At 69.9% G+C, this 17,114-nt stretch carries 15 protein-coding genes; 9 read left to right on the top strand and 6 right to left on the bottom strand.

Translation table 11 applies throughout. From position 1 onward, the window contains the following. Positions 1–2 precede the first annotated feature (2 nt). Positions 3–398, top strand: coding sequence for a YidH family protein (locus G5C66_RS14830; RefSeq protein WP_165111731.1), 396 nt, complete (start codon positions 3–5; stop codon positions 396–398). Positions 399–509: 111 nt separating this feature from the next. Then, a complete protein-coding gene (locus tag G5C66_RS14825; RefSeq protein ID WP_165111730.1) occupies positions 510–2,264 on the top strand; it encodes a sulfatase-like hydrolase/transferase in 1,755 nt (584 codons plus the stop codon). A 255-nt stretch (positions 2,265–2,519) separates the two neighbouring features. On the opposite strand, the gene G5C66_RS14820 is transcribed toward G5C66_RS14825, so the two are convergent. From G5C66_RS14820 to G5C66_RS14810, 3 genes are all read right to left on the bottom strand, one after another. Next, positions 2,520–2,876 carry a hypothetical protein gene (locus tag G5C66_RS14820; RefSeq protein ID WP_165111729.1) on the bottom strand — a complete coding sequence of 119 codons (357 nt, stop codon included), beginning with the start codon at positions 2,874–2,876 and terminating at the stop codon, positions 2,520–2,522. 87 nt (positions 2,877–2,963) lie between these two features. Beyond that, a complete protein-coding gene (locus G5C66_RS14815; RefSeq protein WP_165111728.1) occupies positions 2,964–4,049 on the bottom strand; it encodes a glycosyltransferase in 1,086 nt (361 codons plus the stop codon). 285 nt (positions 4,050–4,334) lie between these two features. Further along, on the bottom strand, positions 4,335–5,528 hold the full coding sequence (locus G5C66_RS14810) for an MFS transporter (RefSeq protein WP_338144181.1): 1,194 nt from the start codon (positions 5,526–5,528) through the stop codon (positions 4,335–4,337). A gap of 75 nt (positions 5,529–5,603) precedes the next feature. Here G5C66_RS14810 and G5C66_RS14805 point away from each other — a divergent pair, with 75 nt between their 5' ends. Continuing rightward, positions 5,604–6,536: a LysR family transcriptional regulator gene (locus G5C66_RS14805; RefSeq protein WP_165111726.1), complete on the top strand. Its 933-nt coding sequence runs from the start codon at positions 5,604–5,606 to the stop codon at positions 6,534–6,536. 12 nt (positions 6,537–6,548) lie between these two features. Here G5C66_RS14805 and G5C66_RS14800 read toward each other — a convergent pair whose 3' ends face one another. Further along, the gene (locus tag G5C66_RS14800; RefSeq protein WP_206444128.1) at positions 6,549–7,466 is read right to left on the bottom strand and encodes a LysR family transcriptional regulator; all 918 of its coding nucleotides are present in this window, start codon (positions 7,464–7,466) and stop codon (positions 6,549–6,551) included. A 207-nt stretch (positions 7,467–7,673) separates the two neighbouring features. Here G5C66_RS14800 and G5C66_RS14795 point away from each other — a divergent pair, with 207 nt between their 5' ends. From G5C66_RS14795 to G5C66_RS14780, 4 genes are read left to right on the top strand one after another with little or no spacing between them, the layout of a single operon-like run. Then, positions 7,674–8,783: a PrpF domain-containing protein gene (locus G5C66_RS14795; RefSeq protein ID WP_165111725.1), complete on the top strand. Its 1,110-nt coding sequence runs from the start codon at positions 7,674–7,676 to the stop codon at positions 8,781–8,783. A gap of 58 nt (positions 8,784–8,841) precedes the next feature. Next, complete coding sequence (locus G5C66_RS14790) at positions 8,842–10,041, top strand: Bug family tripartite tricarboxylate transporter substrate binding protein (protein WP_165111724.1); 1,200 nt, start codon at positions 8,842–8,844, stop codon at positions 10,039–10,041. A 10-nt stretch (positions 10,042–10,051) separates the two neighbouring features. Further along, positions 10,052–12,115: a tripartite tricarboxylate transporter permease gene (locus G5C66_RS14785; protein WP_165111723.1), complete on the top strand. Its 2,064-nt coding sequence runs from the start codon at positions 10,052–10,054 to the stop codon at positions 12,113–12,115. 46 nt (positions 12,116–12,161) lie between these two features. Next, a complete protein-coding gene (locus G5C66_RS14780; protein ID WP_165111722.1) occupies positions 12,162–12,536 on the top strand; it encodes a universal stress protein in 375 nt (124 codons plus the stop codon). Positions 12,537–12,781: 245 nt separating this feature from the next. Here the strand turns inward: G5C66_RS14780 and G5C66_RS14770 are convergent, their stop codons facing one another. Continuing rightward, positions 12,782–13,660 carry a LysR family transcriptional regulator gene (locus tag G5C66_RS14770; protein WP_165111721.1) on the bottom strand — a complete coding sequence of 293 codons (879 nt, stop codon included), beginning with the start codon at positions 13,658–13,660 and terminating at the stop codon, positions 12,782–12,784. A gap of 190 nt (positions 13,661–13,850) precedes the next feature. Between G5C66_RS14770 and G5C66_RS14765 the strand changes: the two genes are divergently transcribed. Both G5C66_RS14765 and G5C66_RS14760 read left to right on the top strand, forming a co-directional pair. Further along, a complete protein-coding gene (locus G5C66_RS14765) occupies positions 13,851–15,065 on the top strand; it encodes an MFS transporter (RefSeq protein ID WP_165111720.1) in 1,215 nt (404 codons plus the stop codon). 173 nt (positions 15,066–15,238) lie between these two features. Beyond that, complete coding sequence (locus G5C66_RS14760) at positions 15,239–15,829, top strand: DUF4232 domain-containing protein (protein WP_165111719.1); 591 nt, start codon at positions 15,239–15,241, stop codon at positions 15,827–15,829. Here G5C66_RS14760 and G5C66_RS14755 read toward each other — a convergent pair. Next, positions 15,817–17,079, bottom strand: a complete 1,263-nt coding sequence (locus tag G5C66_RS14755) for an MFS transporter (RefSeq protein ID WP_165111718.1) — start codon at positions 17,077–17,079, stop codon at positions 15,817–15,819. The genes G5C66_RS14760 and G5C66_RS14755 overlap by 13 nt on opposite strands. Between the last annotated feature and the right edge of the window lie 35 nt (positions 17,080–17,114).

Genomic DNA, 17,114 nt, shown 5'->3' with positions numbered 1-17,114 from the left:
TGATGACCACATCGAACGTCACTGAGAGACCCTCGACCGAGGAGGATCCCCGGCACCCGCGCTGGGTCTACGCCCACGGGTCCGAGCCGGACCCGCGGTTCACACTGGCCAACGAGCGCACCTTCCTGGCCTGGGCACGCACGGTCCTCGGCCTGCTCGCCGGGGCCGTTGCGCTGCACTCGTTCCAGGTGCCCGACACCGAACACGTACGCACCGGGGTGATCGCCGCGCTCGTGCTCACCGCCACCCTGTGCACGGTGTTCGCGATGATCCGTTGGGCACGGGTCGAGCGGGCGATGCGGGAGCGGAGGCCGCTGCCCGCCTTCTCCGCGGGGTTCATCTTCGCGGGGGCGCTGCTGCTCATCTCGGTGCTGCTGGGTTTCTCACTGCTGGCGTAGCCGCCGGGCGGGCGTCGATGACAAGCCGCGACCGCCGGGAAACGCGCTCCTCGACGACGTACGCAACTGGTTCGCCTGGATCGAGGCGACCAAGACAAGGCTGGAGGGCCGATGAAAGCGATCATGGTGATGTTCGACAGTCTGAACAGGCACATGCTTCCCCCCTACGGGGGTGATTGGGCGCAGGCACCGAACTTCGCGCGGCTGGCGCAGCGGACGTCGACGTTCGACAACTGCTATGCCGGGTCGATGCCGTGCATGCCTGCCCGCCGAGAGCTCCACACCGGCCGTCACAACTTCCTGCACCGCAGCTGGGGACCGCTGGAACCGTTCGACGACTCCATGCCGGAGCTGTTGCGGCTCAACGGCGTCTACACCCATCTGGTCAGCGACCACTACCACTACTGGGAGGACGGCGGCGCCACCTACCACTCGCGCTACAGCACCTGGGAGTTTCTCCGGGGCCAGGAGAGCGACCCGTGGAAGGGCCAGGTCGCCGACCCCGACATCCCCGAAGACCTCCACCGGATGCGTCGCGACGGCTATCGGCAGCACTGGATCAACCGCCAGGACATGGACACCGAGGAGCGTCACTCTCAGACCCGCACCTTCGACGCCGGACTGGAGTTCATCCGCACCAACTCCGAGCAGGACCAGTGGTTCCTGCAGATCGAGACCTTCGACCCGCACGAGCCGTTCTTCTCTCACCAGCGCTTCAAGGACCTCTACCCGCACGACTACGACGGCCCCCACTTCGACTGGCCGGACTACAAGCGGGTCATCGAGGAACCCGACCAGGTTCAACACGCCCGCTACGAGTACGCCGCGCTGCTGTCGATGTGCGATCACTCCCTCGGCCGGGTGCTCGACCTCATGGACGAGCTCGACCTGTGGGAGGACACGCTGCTGATCGTCAACACCGACCACGGCCTGCTTCTCGGCGAGAAGGGGTGGTGGGGCAAGTCGGTGCAGCCCTGGTACAACGAGCTGGTGCGGCTGCCGTTGTTCGTCTGGGACCCGCGCACCCGAGCTGCCGGCGCTCGGCGCGAGGACCTGGTGCAGACGATCGATCTCGCGCCCACCCTGCTGGAGTACTTCGGCGTGGACCTGCCCGCCGACATGCAGGGCATCCCGCTGGGCTCCGACACGACGCGGCACGCGGGTCTGTTCGGCGCGCACGGCGGCCACGTGAACGTCACCGACGGCCGCTACGTCTACATGCGCGCCCCCGCCAACCCAGGCAATGTGCCCCTGTACGAGCACACCCTCATGCCCACCCACATGCGTGGCCGCTTCACCCCCGACGAGCTGGCCGACCTCGAGCTGGCCGAACCGTTCACCTTCACCAAAGGCGTTCGCACGGTGCGCGTGAGCGGCCATACGCTCCTGAACCCCTACCCCTTCGGGACACTCCTGTTCGACCTGCACACCGACCCCGAGCAACTGAACCCGATCATCGACGACCAGATCGAGCTACGCATGGCCACCCACCTGGTGGACTTGATGCGGGCCAACGACGCACCTCCCAGCCAGTACGAACGGCTTGGCCTGTCCGCCACCGGCGAGGTGACCGAGGAGCATCTGCTGGTGCGTGCCCAGCGCGACCAGGCACTTGACGCGGTCGCACCCCTGCCCGATCTGAGCGACCTGCCCGAAGGCAGGCTGTCGGTGCGCGATCCACTCAAGGCACTGCTGGCCGACCCGCAAGCGGCCGACGTCGTGAGCAGGCACCTGCCCGGGGTCGCGAACACCGAGCTCCTCCAGGTCGTCGGGCGTACGCCACTGCTCGACCTGGCCGCTGTCGCCACGGGCGTCATATCGCCCTCTGCACTCCGCCTGCTTGCAGAGGAGCTCTCCACCATCTGACCCACCTGACGATCCCGCCGCGTCATGGCCGAGGTGCCGAACGAGCCCAACAGCCCGCGTACCCAGCGACACGTCCCAAGTCGAGCGGGTGCGGCGCCGGCACGACAGTATCGCCGCTGCGATCCTCGCCTGCGACGCGGACACCGCCCGGGTGGCCAAGCGGGTCCATCTGGGCAGCACCCGCCGGCGCCCGCGGCGGTGACTCCGACAGTCACGACGCCAGCGTTCGCCGAGGCCCTGGGACGCCGATTCGGGTCACCGCCTGGCCTTGCGTACCGGCAGGAGTGCGTAGACCGCGAGTGCCAGGTAGGCGGTCGTGAAGAGAGCCACGGCGACGCCGACAAGCTCCCAATCACTTGGGAACGCATCGAGGGCGAGCAGCTGCCAGGTGATCGCGGAGGCAGCGAGTGTGGCGACGGCGAGACCCGTCACCCGCCCGGTGCCGCCCGCGCTGCCGCGGTCGATGAGGGTGATACCGAGAAGGAGGAGCGCGACGGCTGCCGCGACGAGCGGGAGCGTCAGTGGGCTGCCCGTGTTCGGCAGCACCAGGGCGCCGGCTCCGGCGGTGGACGCAGTGGTCGCGGAAGCGCTGGACTGAACGTGCATGGCCATGATGTGACTCCTTGTGGGGTTGATGAGGTGTACGAGATGACGGCCGACCCGTCGGAGGAGGGTCGGCCGGGACGGGTGCCGGCTAGGTCAGATCTGCCGACGAGCGGCCGCGACGTGGTGCCACTCGGCACGACGGCGGAACGTGAAGTCCAGGGCGGCGCGGACCAGCACGCCCTGGAGAAACAGGTCATAGGCCCATTCGACGACGAGCACTCCCGCGAGCAGCCGGGCGCCGCTGCCGCGGCGCCACACGGTGACGACCCGCTCGGCGATGAAGACCAGGCCGAGCAGCGTCCACCACGGATTCAGGCCGAGCTCGCCGTTGGCGATCAGGTGGACGGTGAAGGCGACGTAGAGCCACATCGCGACGACGCCGACGGCCATGCCGGCCTGCTGGACGACGTACGGCGCGGTGACCCGGGTCAGGCGGTAGGTGCGCAGGTTCTCGAGCGCTCCGCGCTGCCAGCGCAGCCGTTGCTGCCAGAGGTCGCCCCACGTGGGCATCACCTCGGTGACCACCGTGCAGTCTTGCGGAGAGACGCAGTCGTAGCCGAGCGTCTTGATCGCGAGAGTGATCTCGTTGTCCTCGGTGAGAGCGCGGGTGTCGTAGACCTCGCCGCGACGGGCGAGAAGCGAGCGGAGGATGTCGACCCGGTGGAGCGTCGCGGTGCCGGTGAGGACCATGGCGTCGTCGCCGCGGCGCCTGATCTGGCGGCGGTAGCGCTCGTACTCGTTACGTTGGAGCGCGCCGAGCAGGCCACCGCCGGGTTCGCCGAGGAAGATGCCGCCGACGGCGCCGATCCTGCGGTCGCTGTCGAGCGTCGCCCCGGCGACCTCGATGAAGCCGGACGCGAGCGTGGAGTCGGCATCAGCGACGAGCACCCTGTCGTGCTCCGCGAGCTGCTCCAGGAGCGAGGTGAGCACCTGGTTGAGAGCGCCGGCCTTCTTGTCGGTGTTGTCCGTGGTCACGAACACCTCGGCGCTGAGGCCGCGGGCGATCCTGACGGTGTCGTCGGTGCAGTTGTCGGCGACCACGATGACACGGTCGAGCGGTCTGGTCTGGGTGTTCAGGGACTGGAGAGTCGCCGCGATGCGGTCCGCTTCGTTGTGGGCGGGCACGAGCGCGACGATCGAGTGCGGGCGCGGGTGGCCGGCGTCGAACGTGGGCTGCACGGGGAGTTTGTCTTCCTTGGGTGTCGATCGATGATTCCAAGGAAGAGACCCGGCCACACCCCGCAGTATGATCCAGTTTGCCGCGTTTGTTACCAGATGGTTAAGTGAGTGTTGTCATGTGGGTGAGCTGGCACACTTCGTGCTCGTCGGTTGATGGCCTCCGCCGCTGTCGTATCGGCTCTGGTCCTGGAGGTCGGCCGGAGCGGGGGCGGCGAAGACGATGCAGCCCAGATGAGCGCCAGGGGCCGGTCCCGGATGACCATCGCAGCCAGCACGGGTAGCGCGCTACGGCAGCGACGTCGCTGACCGGCACCGGGGCAGCAGTGTGCGGGCGGTGGCGAAGGAGATCAGGACGATCGCGATGACCATGGCTGCGGTGCCGGTCCAGCCGGCGGCGAAGGCGAGGCCGCCGAGCCAGCCGAAGAGGCTGGAGCCCGCGTAGTAGAACAGCGTGTAGAGCGAGGTGGCCTGCGCGACCCCCGTGGTCGCCATCGGCCCCACCCAGCCGGAGGCGATCGAGTGGGCGGCGAAGTACGCCGTGGCGAACAGCAGCAGCCCGACCAGCACCGAGGCCAGCCGATCGGGGATCGTCAGCGCGGCGCCGGCGGCCATGGCCAGCGACGAGGCCAGGAGTACGCGTCTGCGACCGAAGCGCGCGGCGAACGTGGCCGCCAACCGTGCCGACACCGCACCGGAGAGCCCGGCGAGGAAGATCACCGCCGTCAACGAGGGCGGCAGGTCGAACGGCTCGAGCTCGAGCCGGTAGCCGAGGTAGTTGAAGACCGCCACCTGCGCGCCCATCAGGAGGAAGCCCTGCGCGTAGAGCGCCAGCTGGCGAGGGTCGGTCAGGTTGGCGACCATCCCGAGCCACACGCCGGCGGGCCGTGACCGTGCGGTCGCGGGGACGGAGCGATCGCGTGGGAGGGCGGCGACCGCGACCGCGGCACCGACGGCGCTGACCCCGCCGGTCAGGAGGGCCGCGACCCGCCAGTCGCTCACGTCGGCGACAGGCGCCGCGATGAGCCGCCCGACCACACCCCCGACGACCGTTCCGGAGATGTACGTCGCCCCCGCAGCAAGAGCGCGGCCCGGGCTCACCCGCTCGTCGAGGTAGGCCAGCGCGAGCGCCGGGGTGCCGCCCAGGGCGATGCCCTGTCCGACGCGGAGGAGGACGAGCACGGGAAATGAGGTCACGAACGGCAGCACCAGCCCGATGGCGGCAGCGGCGACGATGGCGACCGTCATCGCCCGCGCCCGGCCGATCCGGTCGGCGATCCACGACCAGCCGAGTGCGGCGACCGCGAGCCCGATCGTCGCTCCGGAGACGGTCAGGGCTGCCTGGGAGGCGTCGACCTCGAAGGCGCGGCTGATCGCCGGGATCAGCGCTTGCGGATAGTAGAGCTGCACGAACGTCGTCATCCCGATCGCGACGAGGGCGATCAGCACGCGTCGGTATCCCTGGTCCGCCTGTGAGCTCACCATCGTCACGCTAGGGAGGCCGAGATCATGCGTCCAATGCATGGGTGATGGCTGGAGAATGCCTCATTGCATACGATGGCGGATGTGGATGCCACTGCCCGAAACCTGCTGCCGATGCTCCCCGCCCTCGCCGCGCTCGCGGAGACGGGTCAGACGCTCGCGGCCGCCGATCTGCTGCAGATGCCGCAGCCCACGGTGAGCCGCATGCTCGCCCGGCTCGGCAGGGAGCTCGGCGTGGACGTGGTCGAGCGGCACGGGCGGGGTCTGCGGCTGACGAGGGCGGGGGAGGCCCTCGCTCCGCACGCTGCCGCCGCGGTGGCGGCGGCCACCGCGGGCATCGAGGCGGTGCAGGCCCAGGAGTCGGGCGCCCGCGGGCGGATCGCCCTCGCCTTCCAGAGCACGCTCGGCGAACGGGTCGTGCCGGCCCTGGTCAAGGCGTTCCTCCAGGAGCATCCGGGGGCGTCCGTCGACCTGATCCAGACCTCGCGCCCGCGCTGCCTGGCGGCCGTCACCGACGGCACCGCCGAGATCGCCCTGATCTCCCCGCTCGAGGAGGACTCCGGCCTGCGCCACCGCCGCCTGCACACCGAGCCGCTCGTGCTGGTCGTACCGACCGGCCACCGGCTGTCGACACGTGCCCGGGTGAGCTTCGAGGAGGCTGCCGAGGAGACGTTCATCTGCATGAAGCGCGGCTACGGGATGCGTACTCTGCTCGAGAAGCTCGCCCAGGCCAGCGGCGTCACGCCCACCATCGGCTTCGAGGGCGACGACCTCGCCACGCTCCGCGGACTGGTCTCGGCCGGTCTCGGCGTCAGCTTGGCGCCCCGCGATCCCCATGGCGCCACCGGCTGCGTCGAGGTGCCGTTGACGAACCCGGAGGCGGTGCGGCACATCGGTGCCTGCTGGCTCGACCGCCGGCCCTCGACGCTCGCGGCCGCCTTCCAGGACCTGCTCCGTCGCCGGGGCCGTCGGCTGACCGAGATCGGCCTGCGCCCGCTGACGGGCTGATCCGACGCTGCTTCAGGAGTAGGTCGAGGCGGTCTCGACGAGCACGTCGTGCAGCGCGAGCTCGGCGGCGCTGCGGACCCGGCCCGCGCGGTGGGCGACGAGGATGCGCCGTGGGGGAGCGGTGTCGCCCAGGGAGACGACGCGCACGTCGGGATGCTGGTTGACGGTTGCCGTCCTGGGGGCGAGCGCGATCCCGAGACCGACGCTGACCATGGCCTGGGCCTCCTGGTAGTCGTTGGCCTGGAACGCGATGGTCGGGTTGAAGCCCGCCGCCACGGCGCTGCGCTGCAGGACCTCGACGACCGGATGACCGCCCGCGCGGATGATCCAGGGCTCCTCGGCGAGGTCGGCCATCCGGACCGTACGCCGGCGGGCCAGGCGGTGGGTGGCCCCGACGAGCAGCACGGTGGGGTCGGTGAAGAGCTCGGTCAGCACCAGCTCGTCGTTGTCGACCCGCTCCCAGGCGTAGTCCCAGAGCAGTGACATGGCGACCTTGCCCTCCTCCAGCATGCGTACGAGGTCGTCCTCGCGGCCGCTGTGGATGGTCAGTGCGATGTTGGGGTAGAGCTCCTTGTAGCGCCGGACTGCGAGCGGTAGGAACGAGCTGCCGATGGTGGGGAAGGTGCCCAGGGTGACGCTGCCGCGACGTACTCCGGCGATGTCGGCGAGGTCCGACTCGGCGGCCGCCAGCTGGCGCAGGACCTTGCGGGCGTGGGTGGCGAGCACCAGGCCCGCGTCGGTCGGGGTCATTCCCCGGGCATGGCGGTCGAGGAGCGGCTGCCCGGCCTCGCGTTCGAGCCTCAGGAGCTGCTGCGAGATCGCGGACGGTGTGTAGCCCAGCGCGGTGGCCGCGCTGGTCACGGATCCCTCCTCCACGATCGCCAACAGGATCTGGAGCCGTTTGATGTCGAGCACGGCCCCAGTCTGCATGAAGTTCTTCTACATGACTATGTAGACACGTGCAGTGCTGCTTCAGCCGCGACGACACTCGGCCGGACGCGGGGGCGTCGAGGCGGCGTCTTCTGAGCATGCAGTTTTGCTACATGATCATGTTCAGATTCGTGATTGTGCTACAAGTCACCCGGCTCCAGTCTGTGGAGGTCCGGAGAGTCCGGACGACTCGGCTCAGGAGGCAACATGCGCGAGATCGCCGCGACATGGATGCGGGGTGGCACCAGCAAGTGCTGGGTCTTCCGTCGCGACGACCTGCAGGTCCCGGATCTGTCCGTCGACGAGGTGCTGCTGAGGATCTACGGCAGCCCCGACCACCGTCAGGTCGACGGGGTCGGTGGTGGCACGTCCACCACGAGCAAGGCGGTCATCCTGGCTCCCTCGGAGACGTCCGGCGTGGACGTGGAGTACACGTTCGCCCAGGTCGGCATCGAGGAGGCCAAGGTCGACTGGGGGAGCAACTGCGGCAACTGCTCCGCGGTGGTCGCGTCGTTCGCGATCAGGGAGGGGTGGGTGCGGCCCGGGGCGTCCGAGACGGCGGTCCGGGTCCTCAACACCAACACCGACCAACTCATCGTGCAGCGCGTCCCCACCCCCGGCGGCGTGCTCGACGAAGAGGCATCCGAGGCCATTCCCGGCGTCCCCTTCCTCGGCGCACCGGTGCGGATGGGGTTCGTCGACCCGGCCGGCCGGAGCACCGGACACCTCTTCCCCACGGGACATCAGCGCGACACCCTGTCCGAGGCGGTGGGCGGCGTGGTCGTCACCCTCGTCGACGCCGGCGCTCCCGTCGTCGCGGCCCAGGCCGCCGACTTCGGTGTGCGCGGTGACGAGGACATCGCCGACCTCGACGCCGTGCCGGGTCTCCTGGCACGCCTCGATGCCGTACGCCGGGAGGCAGGCGTCCTGATGGGGCTCGCCCCGACCCCGGAGGCGGTCGCGCGGGCGGTGCCGAAGCTCGCGCTGGTCGCCGCACCCGACCCGGCGAGCGCGGAGCGGACCGACCTGACCGTACGCATGCTGTCGATGGGGCGCTTCCATCCGGCGGTCCCGGTGACCGGCTCGGTCGCCCTGACGCTGGCCGCCGACGCCCCCGGAACGGTGGTGCACGACCTCGTCCCCGAAGGACGGCCCGCCGCCGGCCTGCAGCTCGGCACGCCCGCGGGCCGCGTCAGCACCTTCGCCGAGGAGCACGACGGCGTCCCCGTCGTGGGCGTCGTACGCACCTACCGCCGCCTCGCCCACGGATCCGTCGTGCTGCCGGACCCGCCGCTCCAGCCATCGGCATCGGCTTAACCATCTGACCCCTTGACACGGGATGCCCGTGTGAGGCTCGCTTCACCTGGAGGAACTCATGACCCAGCACGTCGAAGAAGAGGACGTGGCCACGACCGCAGACGAGGATGCCGGCTCCGCGCAGGATCCGCCGGAGCGCCCCGCGCCGACTCCACGGCTCGCCGGCGCCGTCCTCGCAGGCTTCACCGCGCTGGCGGTCGGTGTCTCCGTCCTGGGCGGCGACTTCCTGAACCCCGCCGCCTCCACTGCCGACGGTGACTACTCGGGTGAGACCGTCGAGATGATGATCCCGCTGGCCGAGGGCGGCGGCACCGACACCTGGGCGCGGTTCGTCGGCGCCGAGCTGACCGAGGCGGTGCCGGGCTCCCCGGGCCTGGCTCCGGTCAACGACGACGGCGGCGAGGGCATCCTCGGCACCAACCACTTCATGACCTCGGCGAAGACCGACGGGACCGAGGTCTTGGTCAGCACCGCCTCCACGGTGGTGCCCTACCTCCTCGACATGCCGTCGGTGCGCTACGACTTCAACAAGCTCCGGCCGATCCTGGCCAACGGCACCGGGGCGGTCGTCTACGCCCGGACCGGTGCCGGCGTACGCGGTGTCGAGGATCTCGTGAACCGCGACAAACCGCTCATCTTCGGCGGCATCGCGGCGACCAGCCTCGACCTCACCACGATGCTGGCCTTCGACCTCCTCTCCGCAGACATCGATGCGACCTTCGGCTTCGAGGGCCGCGGCCCGGTGAACCTCGCGCTGCAGCGTGGCGAGGTCGACATCGACTACCAGACGACCTCCTCGTACGAGCCTGCGGTCGAGCCGCTGGTGAAAGACGGCACCGCGGTGCCGCTCTTCTCGCTCGGGCAGGTGGACGAGGACGGCGAGATCGTGCGCGATCCCAACTTCCCGGATCTGCCGACCGTCGTCGAGGTGTACGAGAAGCTCCACGGCGAGCAGCCCGACGCCGAGGCGCTGGAGACCTACCGCGCCATCCTGGCGCTGACCTACACGTACCAGAAGGCGCTCTGGGTGCCCGAGGAAACCCCGGACGAGGCAGTCGAGCTGCTCCGCTCGACGGCCGACGAGATGGGCGCCGATCCCGCGTTCCAGAAGTCCGCGGCTGAGGTGCTCGGCGGCTACCCGCTCGACGCCTCACCCGACCTCGCCGAGCGGATCGGCGAGGCGTACCGGGTGGACGAGAGCGTCCGCGAGGACGTCCTCGAGCTGCTTGAGACCGACTACGACATCACGATCGACTGAGGGCAGACACATGACTGAAGCAGCCTTCTCGGCCCTCGCCTCCCTGGCCGACCCCTCGCTCCTCATCATGCTCGCCGTCGGCGTCGTCGCCGGTCTGGTCATCGGCCTGATCCCGGGCCTCGGCGGCACCGGCGCGGTGGCGATCCTGCTCCCGATCACGTTCGGCATGGACCCCGAACCCGCTCTCGCGATGCTCATCGGCGCACTGGCCGTGGTACACACCTCGGACACCGTCGCCGCCGTCCTGCTCGGTGCACCCGGATCGGCCTCGGCCAGCGTGACGATGCTCGACGGCTACTCCATGGCGAGACAGGGACAGGCCAAACGGGCGCTCTCCCTCGCCTTTCTCTCCTCGATGGCCGGCGGCCTGATCGGAGCGGTCGGGCTCACCCTCGCCATCCCGCTGGCGCGGCCCCTGGTGCTGTCCTTCGGCAGCCCGGAGCTCTTCATGCTGACCATCCTCGGCGTATCGCTCGCCGCTGTGCTCTCGCGCGGGAACGTCGTCAAGGGGCTGACCGCCGGTCTGCTCGGCCTCCTGCTCGGACTCGTCGGCACCTCGCCCACGACGGCCGAGGAGCGGTTCTCCTTCGGGTCGCTGTTCCTCAGTGACGGCATCTCCCTGGTCGCCGTCGCGCTGGGTGTGTTCGGGCTCGCCGAGATCGCCAGCCGCGTCGGTCAGCGACGGGTGACCGAGAAGCCCGTGGAGCTCTCCGGCGGCTGGGGATCCGGCATCCGCGAGTGGATCACCCACTGGACCCACGTCATCCGGGGCGCCCTGATCGGCATCTGGGCCGGCGTCCTCCCCGGCGTCGGCGCCACCGCCGGCACCTGGCTCGCCTACGGGCAGGCCGTCGCCACCGCCAAGGACAAGCGCAAGTTCGGCAAGGGCGACCCTCGCGGCATCGTCGGTCCCGAGAGCGCCAACAACTCCGTCGAGGCCGGCGACCTGATCCCGACCTTCCTCTTCGGCATCCCCGGAGGTGTGCCGTCGGCGATGCTGCTCGGGATGCTGCTGACGTACGGCATCCAGCCTGGGCCGGCGATCGTCACCGACCACCTCGACCTGATGTACCTGATCGTGTGGGCGTTCGCGATCGCCTCGGTCGCCGGAGCGTTCCTCTGCTTCCTGGCCACCGGGTCGCTGGCGAAGCTCACCAAGGTGCCCTTCGCCGTGCTCGGGCCCGGTCTCCTCGTGGTGATGCTCCTGGGCGCCTTCCAGGAGGGTGGCCAGCTCGGCGACCTGTGGGTGATGGTCGCGCTCGGTGTGGCCGGCTTCTTCCTCAAGGCGACCGGGATGCCGCGGGCCCCGTTCCTGATCGGCTTCGTGCTGGCCATCCCGATGGAGCGCTACTACTACCTGACCGCGAGCCTGTACGACGGTGCCTCCTGGGTCGCCCGACCCGGTGTGCTCGCGTTCGCCGCGCTGCTGGTCGCGCCGGTGCTGTGGTCGCTGGTCAAGCGGCTTCGCCGGGCCTCGGGATCCGTCGACGACGGTCACCGGGACGAGCACGCCAGCGCCGACGAGGACGCGGACGAGCTGGAGGGTTCGCTGGCGCGTACGCCCTGGTCCCTCGGTGTCGCCGTGGCCGCCGTGCTGCTCTTCGCCGGGGCACTGTGGGTGAGCGGGTCCTTCTCCGACGAAGCACAGCTGATGCCTCGGCTCGTCGCACTGGGCGGCCTGGCCGCCGCGGGCGTCCTGACCTGGCAGGAGATCCGGGCCAGGAGAAGGGGTGCCGCGCGAGGCGGTGATCGTGCAGTCGACGCGCCGGCCGGCTCCTCCGGGGCGACCATGCTGGCCACACGTGTCGAACCGAGGCTCGATGCCCGGGCCCTGGCCCGCCGCCACGATCTGATGGTCGGGGCCCGCACCTTCGCGGCGATGGCGGTGTTCCTGGTCCTCGTCATGGTCGGCGGCTACCTCGCGGCGACCCTGGTGTTCACACCGCTGTTCCTCCTGTACGCAGCCCGCACGCGCCCGCGCACGGCGATCATCTACACCCTCGTCCTGGGTGCCGTGCTCCTGGCGCTGCCTTCCCTGTTGCCGGTAGACCTGCCGATGGGTCTGCTGCAGTGACCGCGCCGACCTCCCGCCCGTCCACGCATCATCGAAAGGAACGCCGATGACCATCGTCGTCGCCTACGCCGACACCCCACCCGGACACGCCGCCGTCGCGGCCGCGGTCACCGAGTCCCGCGAGGGCGAGACGGTGGTCATCGTCCCGGCCGTACGCGGGGAGCGAGTCCCGGACGTGGGCGAGCTCGCGGCCGGCTGGCCGGGCCTCGCCGGCCGGGTCGAGGTCGAGCGCGGCGACCTGGGAGACCCCAGCGACACCGTCATCCAGGTCTCCCAGCGTCTCGACGCCCGCCTGATCGTCCTCGGCCTGCGGACCCGTACGCCGGTCGGCAAGCTGGTCTTCGGCAGCACCGCGCAGCGGATCCTGCTCGACGCCACCTGCCCGGTACTCGCGGTCAAGCCGGCCGTGGCCGCCACCTGAGCGTGGGCGGGGCGCTGCCGGATCTGACCGGAACCGTGCGGCGCCGGAACGCGCGCACCCCTGACATCCTCCTTGTAAGGGAGGATGTGTCGCCGAGCTAGAGCAGCGCCATGGTGGTGAGCATGGTGAAGCCCGGCCAGCGGCTTCGGCCCAGACCCAGGTGGCGTTCGTCATCGTCGGAACTCTGCGAGGGCTGCGAAGACGTGGAAGACCAGCCGTTCGCCGGGAGTCGTGGTTTCGAGGGCTTACTCGGCTGGTAGGTCCAGCATCGTCAGGAACGCGTTCGCCGCAGGGGACCGCCCGACTCCGCGCCAGATGAGGTACTCGGCTCGTGTGGGTGCGTCGGTGACCTCGATGGTGGTCACGCCGGTCAGCTGAGGCACATACGCCGAGGGGAGCATCGCGATCCCCAGCCCTTTCCTGACGAGTCGAGCCATCATGAAGTCCGCGGTCGTCACCTCGAAGGCGACGTGTCGGCTGAGGCCAGCGGCTGCGAAGGCCTCATCCGATTGTGCCCGTCCCGCGGTGTTGGGGGGTAGGTCGATGAACGCCTCCTCAGCGAGTCGCCGCAAGTCGACCCTGGACTCCTGTGCCAGCGGATGGTCCGGTGCAACCACGGCGACCAGCCGGTCCCTGGCCAGCTCGCGGGCGTTGACCCCTTGTGGCCGCGCTGTGGTGGGGAGCCCGAGGAACGCGACCTCGATGACTCCTTGCTTGACCTGATCGGTGAGGTCCTCGCTGGCGCCGACGCGGATGCTCAGTTGGACGTCGGGATACCTGTCGCGGAATCTGCTCAGCGCGTCGGGAATGTCGACGGCCGCCACGGTGGGGATCAGACCAAGGGCGAGCCTTCCGCGGACCTCGCCGACTGCAGAGGCGACCTCGGCGACCGCGCGTTCGGCGGCGTTCAGAGTTTCGCGGGCTGCGGTCACGAACGCTTCGCCGGCCGGTGTGATCCGGACGTGCCGGCTGGTGCGCTCGAACAGGCGCGCTCCCAGCTCCTGTTCGAGTCGAGCGATCTGCCGGCTCAGTGCCGACTGTACGACCATGCACCGCTCCGCCGCGCGGGTGAAGCTGTTGGTCTCGGCAACGGCGAGTACGTAACGGATCTGCTGAAGCTCCATGGATCGATGATCTATCGGCATCGCTAGAGTTACAACATTGCGTTGGACTCATTGATCGGTGGGCGGAAGACTCGATGCGCCAACCGAAGCGACGCCAGCCGTCGAGTCGGTCTCAGGGCAGCACGTCGACCTGGCGTGCGCATCCACCTGCACACCGATCCCCGTCGTGGGGTCCTCCTGAGGAAGAACGATGTCCACATCCAGTGCAACCGCGCTCTCACCGTTCCGGGCGTGGCTCGGCGTCGCCGCCATCACCGCGAGCCTGTTCGTCTTCGTCACCACGGAGCTGATGCCGGTCGGCCTGCTGACCCCGATCAGCGCCAGCCTGACAGTCTCCGTCGGCATCGCCGGCATGATGGTCACCGCCTACGGCATATCCGCCGGGGTCGGCGTACCCTTCATCGTCGCCTGGACACGCAAGGTGAACCGGCGCATGCTGCTGGCTGTCCTCCTCGCGGTCCTGGCGATCGGCAACCTCGTCACGGCGCTGGCCGCGGACTTCGCACTGGTCCTTGCCGCGCGCCTCATCATGGGCTTCGTGCACGGCGTGTTCTGGGCCATTGGCGTGGCCATGGCCATGCGACTGGTCCCCGAAGACAAGGCGAGCAAGGCGGCCGCGGTCGTGCTGTCCGGCATGTCGGTCGCCACTGTGCTGGGGGTGCCACTAGGGACCTTCATCGAGGACCTCACGGATTGGCGAACCACATTCCTGATCTGGAGTGGCCTGAGCCTGGTGGCGTTCCTTGCGGTTGTAGCCGCCGTGCCGTCCCTTCCGTCCAGGAGCGCCATTCCGGTCCGGGAGGTCTTCCAGCTACCCGTCAAGAACGGTCGGCTGAGGGTCGTGATGTTCACCGTCGCGCTGTATGTGCTCGGCCACTTCGGTGTGTACACCTTCATCCGCCCGTTCATGGAGCACAGCGCCTCGGTGTCGGCGGCCCTGATCACCGGTCTGCTGATCGTCTTCGGTGTCGGTGGAGCGGTCGGCAACTTCATAGCCGGCCACACAGTGAACAAGAACATGAGGGTCACGTTCATAGTCGCCTGCACCGGTCTCGTGGTCTCGCTGCTGTTGCTACTCGCCATCGGCGACACCATCGTGGGCCTGGCGGTCGCCGTAGTGCTATGGGGTGTCTCCTTCGGAGCTGCGAACCTCTGCCAGGTGAACATGATGCTGGCCGCAGCGCCGGACACGTTCGAGGCGGCCATGTCGCTGAACACGATGGGCTACAACATCTCGATCGCCCTCGGTGCGTTGCTCGGCGGGCTGTTCGCGAACAACTTCGGTCTCGCTGGTGCCGTGTGGTTCGGTGTCGCGCTGACCGCCGCTGCGCTGCTGGCGACGTTCGGATCACACCGCGATGCCGCCCGGTCCTCCGCAGAGGGTGACCTGGTCAGCAGCTCATGAGACCTGAGGAATGCCCGTCGCGCTTGCTGCCCGGGCGCCGCGGCCGCTGCATCGTCGTGGTCGCCACGCCGGGCAGCGGGGTACGTCAAGGAACGGCCTGGTCTGTATAGATTCACAGAGATCCGGGAGCATCCGCTTGCCGGAGCCGTGACCAGACCATGACAAGGGAGCAGATGCCCCTCCGTAGCCGGCGCCGTGTCGCGCCCCTCGTCCTCGCCGCCGCCGCGATCGCGCTCGCCTCGTCCGCGTGCTCCTCCGAGACCGCCGACGACGCGGGCGTGCAGAGCAGCCCCAGCCCGTCGGTCGAGACCGAGACACCGACGCCCGAGCCGACCCCGGCACCGACCGAGGAATCCAGTGGCGCCTGCGCCACCGGCGACCTGTCGTTCACGGTCACCGAGGAGTCCCAGGCGGGCGGCTACTACCTCGTCACGGCGACGGCCAAGCCCGGTGTGACCTGCACCCTCGCCGGCCGGACGATCGAGGCCGGCTTCGGTTCGAACGTCTCCGGTGACGTGATGCCGAGCGAGCAGGCCGAGGGCGAGCCGATCACGATGACCGGCTCGACCAAGGCGTACGCCGGGGTGAACCCGCACAGCGGACCGCAGGACGGCGGCGTGCAGTTCGAGGAGATCATCGTCTCCGCAGGTGAGGGCGACATGGACCCGGTGTCCCTGAAGCTGCCGAGCACCGCCGAGGTCGATCAGCCGATCGGCACCAACTGGCACACCGACGCGACGAAGGCCGTGCCCTACTCCAGCTGACCCGCCCCGACCGGTTCGGGGACCGCCTCGGGCTCCTGGGCGCGGTCCTCGGCCGCGGTGAGCAGGAAGCGGAGCCGGCTCAGCACCAGGCCCGCGGTGAGGGTGCCGCCGATCACGACGAGCGCCCACAGGTGGCCGAGGCCGCTGCCGATGAGGGCGCCGGCCAGCGCCGGCCCGAGGATCTGACCGAGGGTCAGGGTGAGCCCGAGCGAGGCGTTGTAACGGCCACGCAGGTGATCGGGGGCGATGGTGTTCGCCAGCCCGGTCACGATCGGCGCCCACAACGTCTCGCCGAGGCCGAAGATGGCCAGGCCGATCACGACGGCGGCCACCGCGCCGGCGACGGGCATCAGGTCCGCGGCTGCCAGCACGCTCCAGGCGAGGGACCAGGTCAGCACGGCGCACGCCAGCGCGGTCGTACGCCGCCACCCGGACGTGAGCCGCAGCAGGACGACCTGCCCGCACACGATCACGGCGGCGTTGGCGGCGAAGGCCCAGCCGAGGGCGGTCGCCGGCACGTCGGCCACGTCCACGGCGTAGGCGGTCGCGCCGGCCTCGAGCTGCCCGTAGCCGAAGGTCACCGCGAGCACACCGCAGCCGACCAGGGCCACGGCCCGCCGGTCACGCAGCACCTCGCCCCAGGAGCCGGCGCTCGCGTCGTCCGCATCGTCCTGGGCCGGACGAGCGGGGGAGCGGACCAGGAGCACCAGCACCCCGGCGTACGCGAGATAGGCGACGGCGTCGCACAGGTAGAGGACCTGGAAGGTCTCCGGGCGCTCGACGTCGATGAGGAACGCGCTGACCAGGCCACCCAGGCCGATGCCCGCGTTCAGGCCCAGGAAGGCGAAACCGTAGGCGCGCTCGCGGTCGCCGGCGGGGACCATGGCGGCCAGCATGGTCGTGGTGCCGGGCCACAGGGGAGAGGCGCCCACGACCACGCCGGCCAGCACCGCCATCGTGGGCAGGGTGCCGTCGACGAAGCCGAGGGACCCGATCGAGACCGACTCCACGGCCAGCGCGCCGATCAGGACGGGTCGCGGTCCGAAGCGGTCGAGGAGGGCTCCGACCCCGGGGGCGGAGAGCAGGCCGACCACGCCCATCCAGGCGAACATCCAGCCGGCGGTCGACGACCCGAGGTCCTGGACCTGGGCCATGTAGACGTACAGGAACGGCAGGGTGAGGCCGTTGCCGAGCGAGGCGAAGGCGAAGCCCACGAGCACGCGAGTGGCCTGGCTGGGGGAGTTCGGCACGGGTGTGATCGTCCTCTCTCTGGCCCACCTGTCTG

It is taken from the genome of Nocardioides turkmenicus (assembly GCF_011045035.1).
GTDB classification, from domain to species: Bacteria; Actinomycetota; Actinomycetes; order Propionibacteriales; family Nocardioidaceae; genus Nocardioides; species Nocardioides turkmenicus.
The sequence above is the reverse complement of the archived record's forward strand: the minus strand, read 5'-3'. Positions and strand labels throughout refer to the sequence as shown.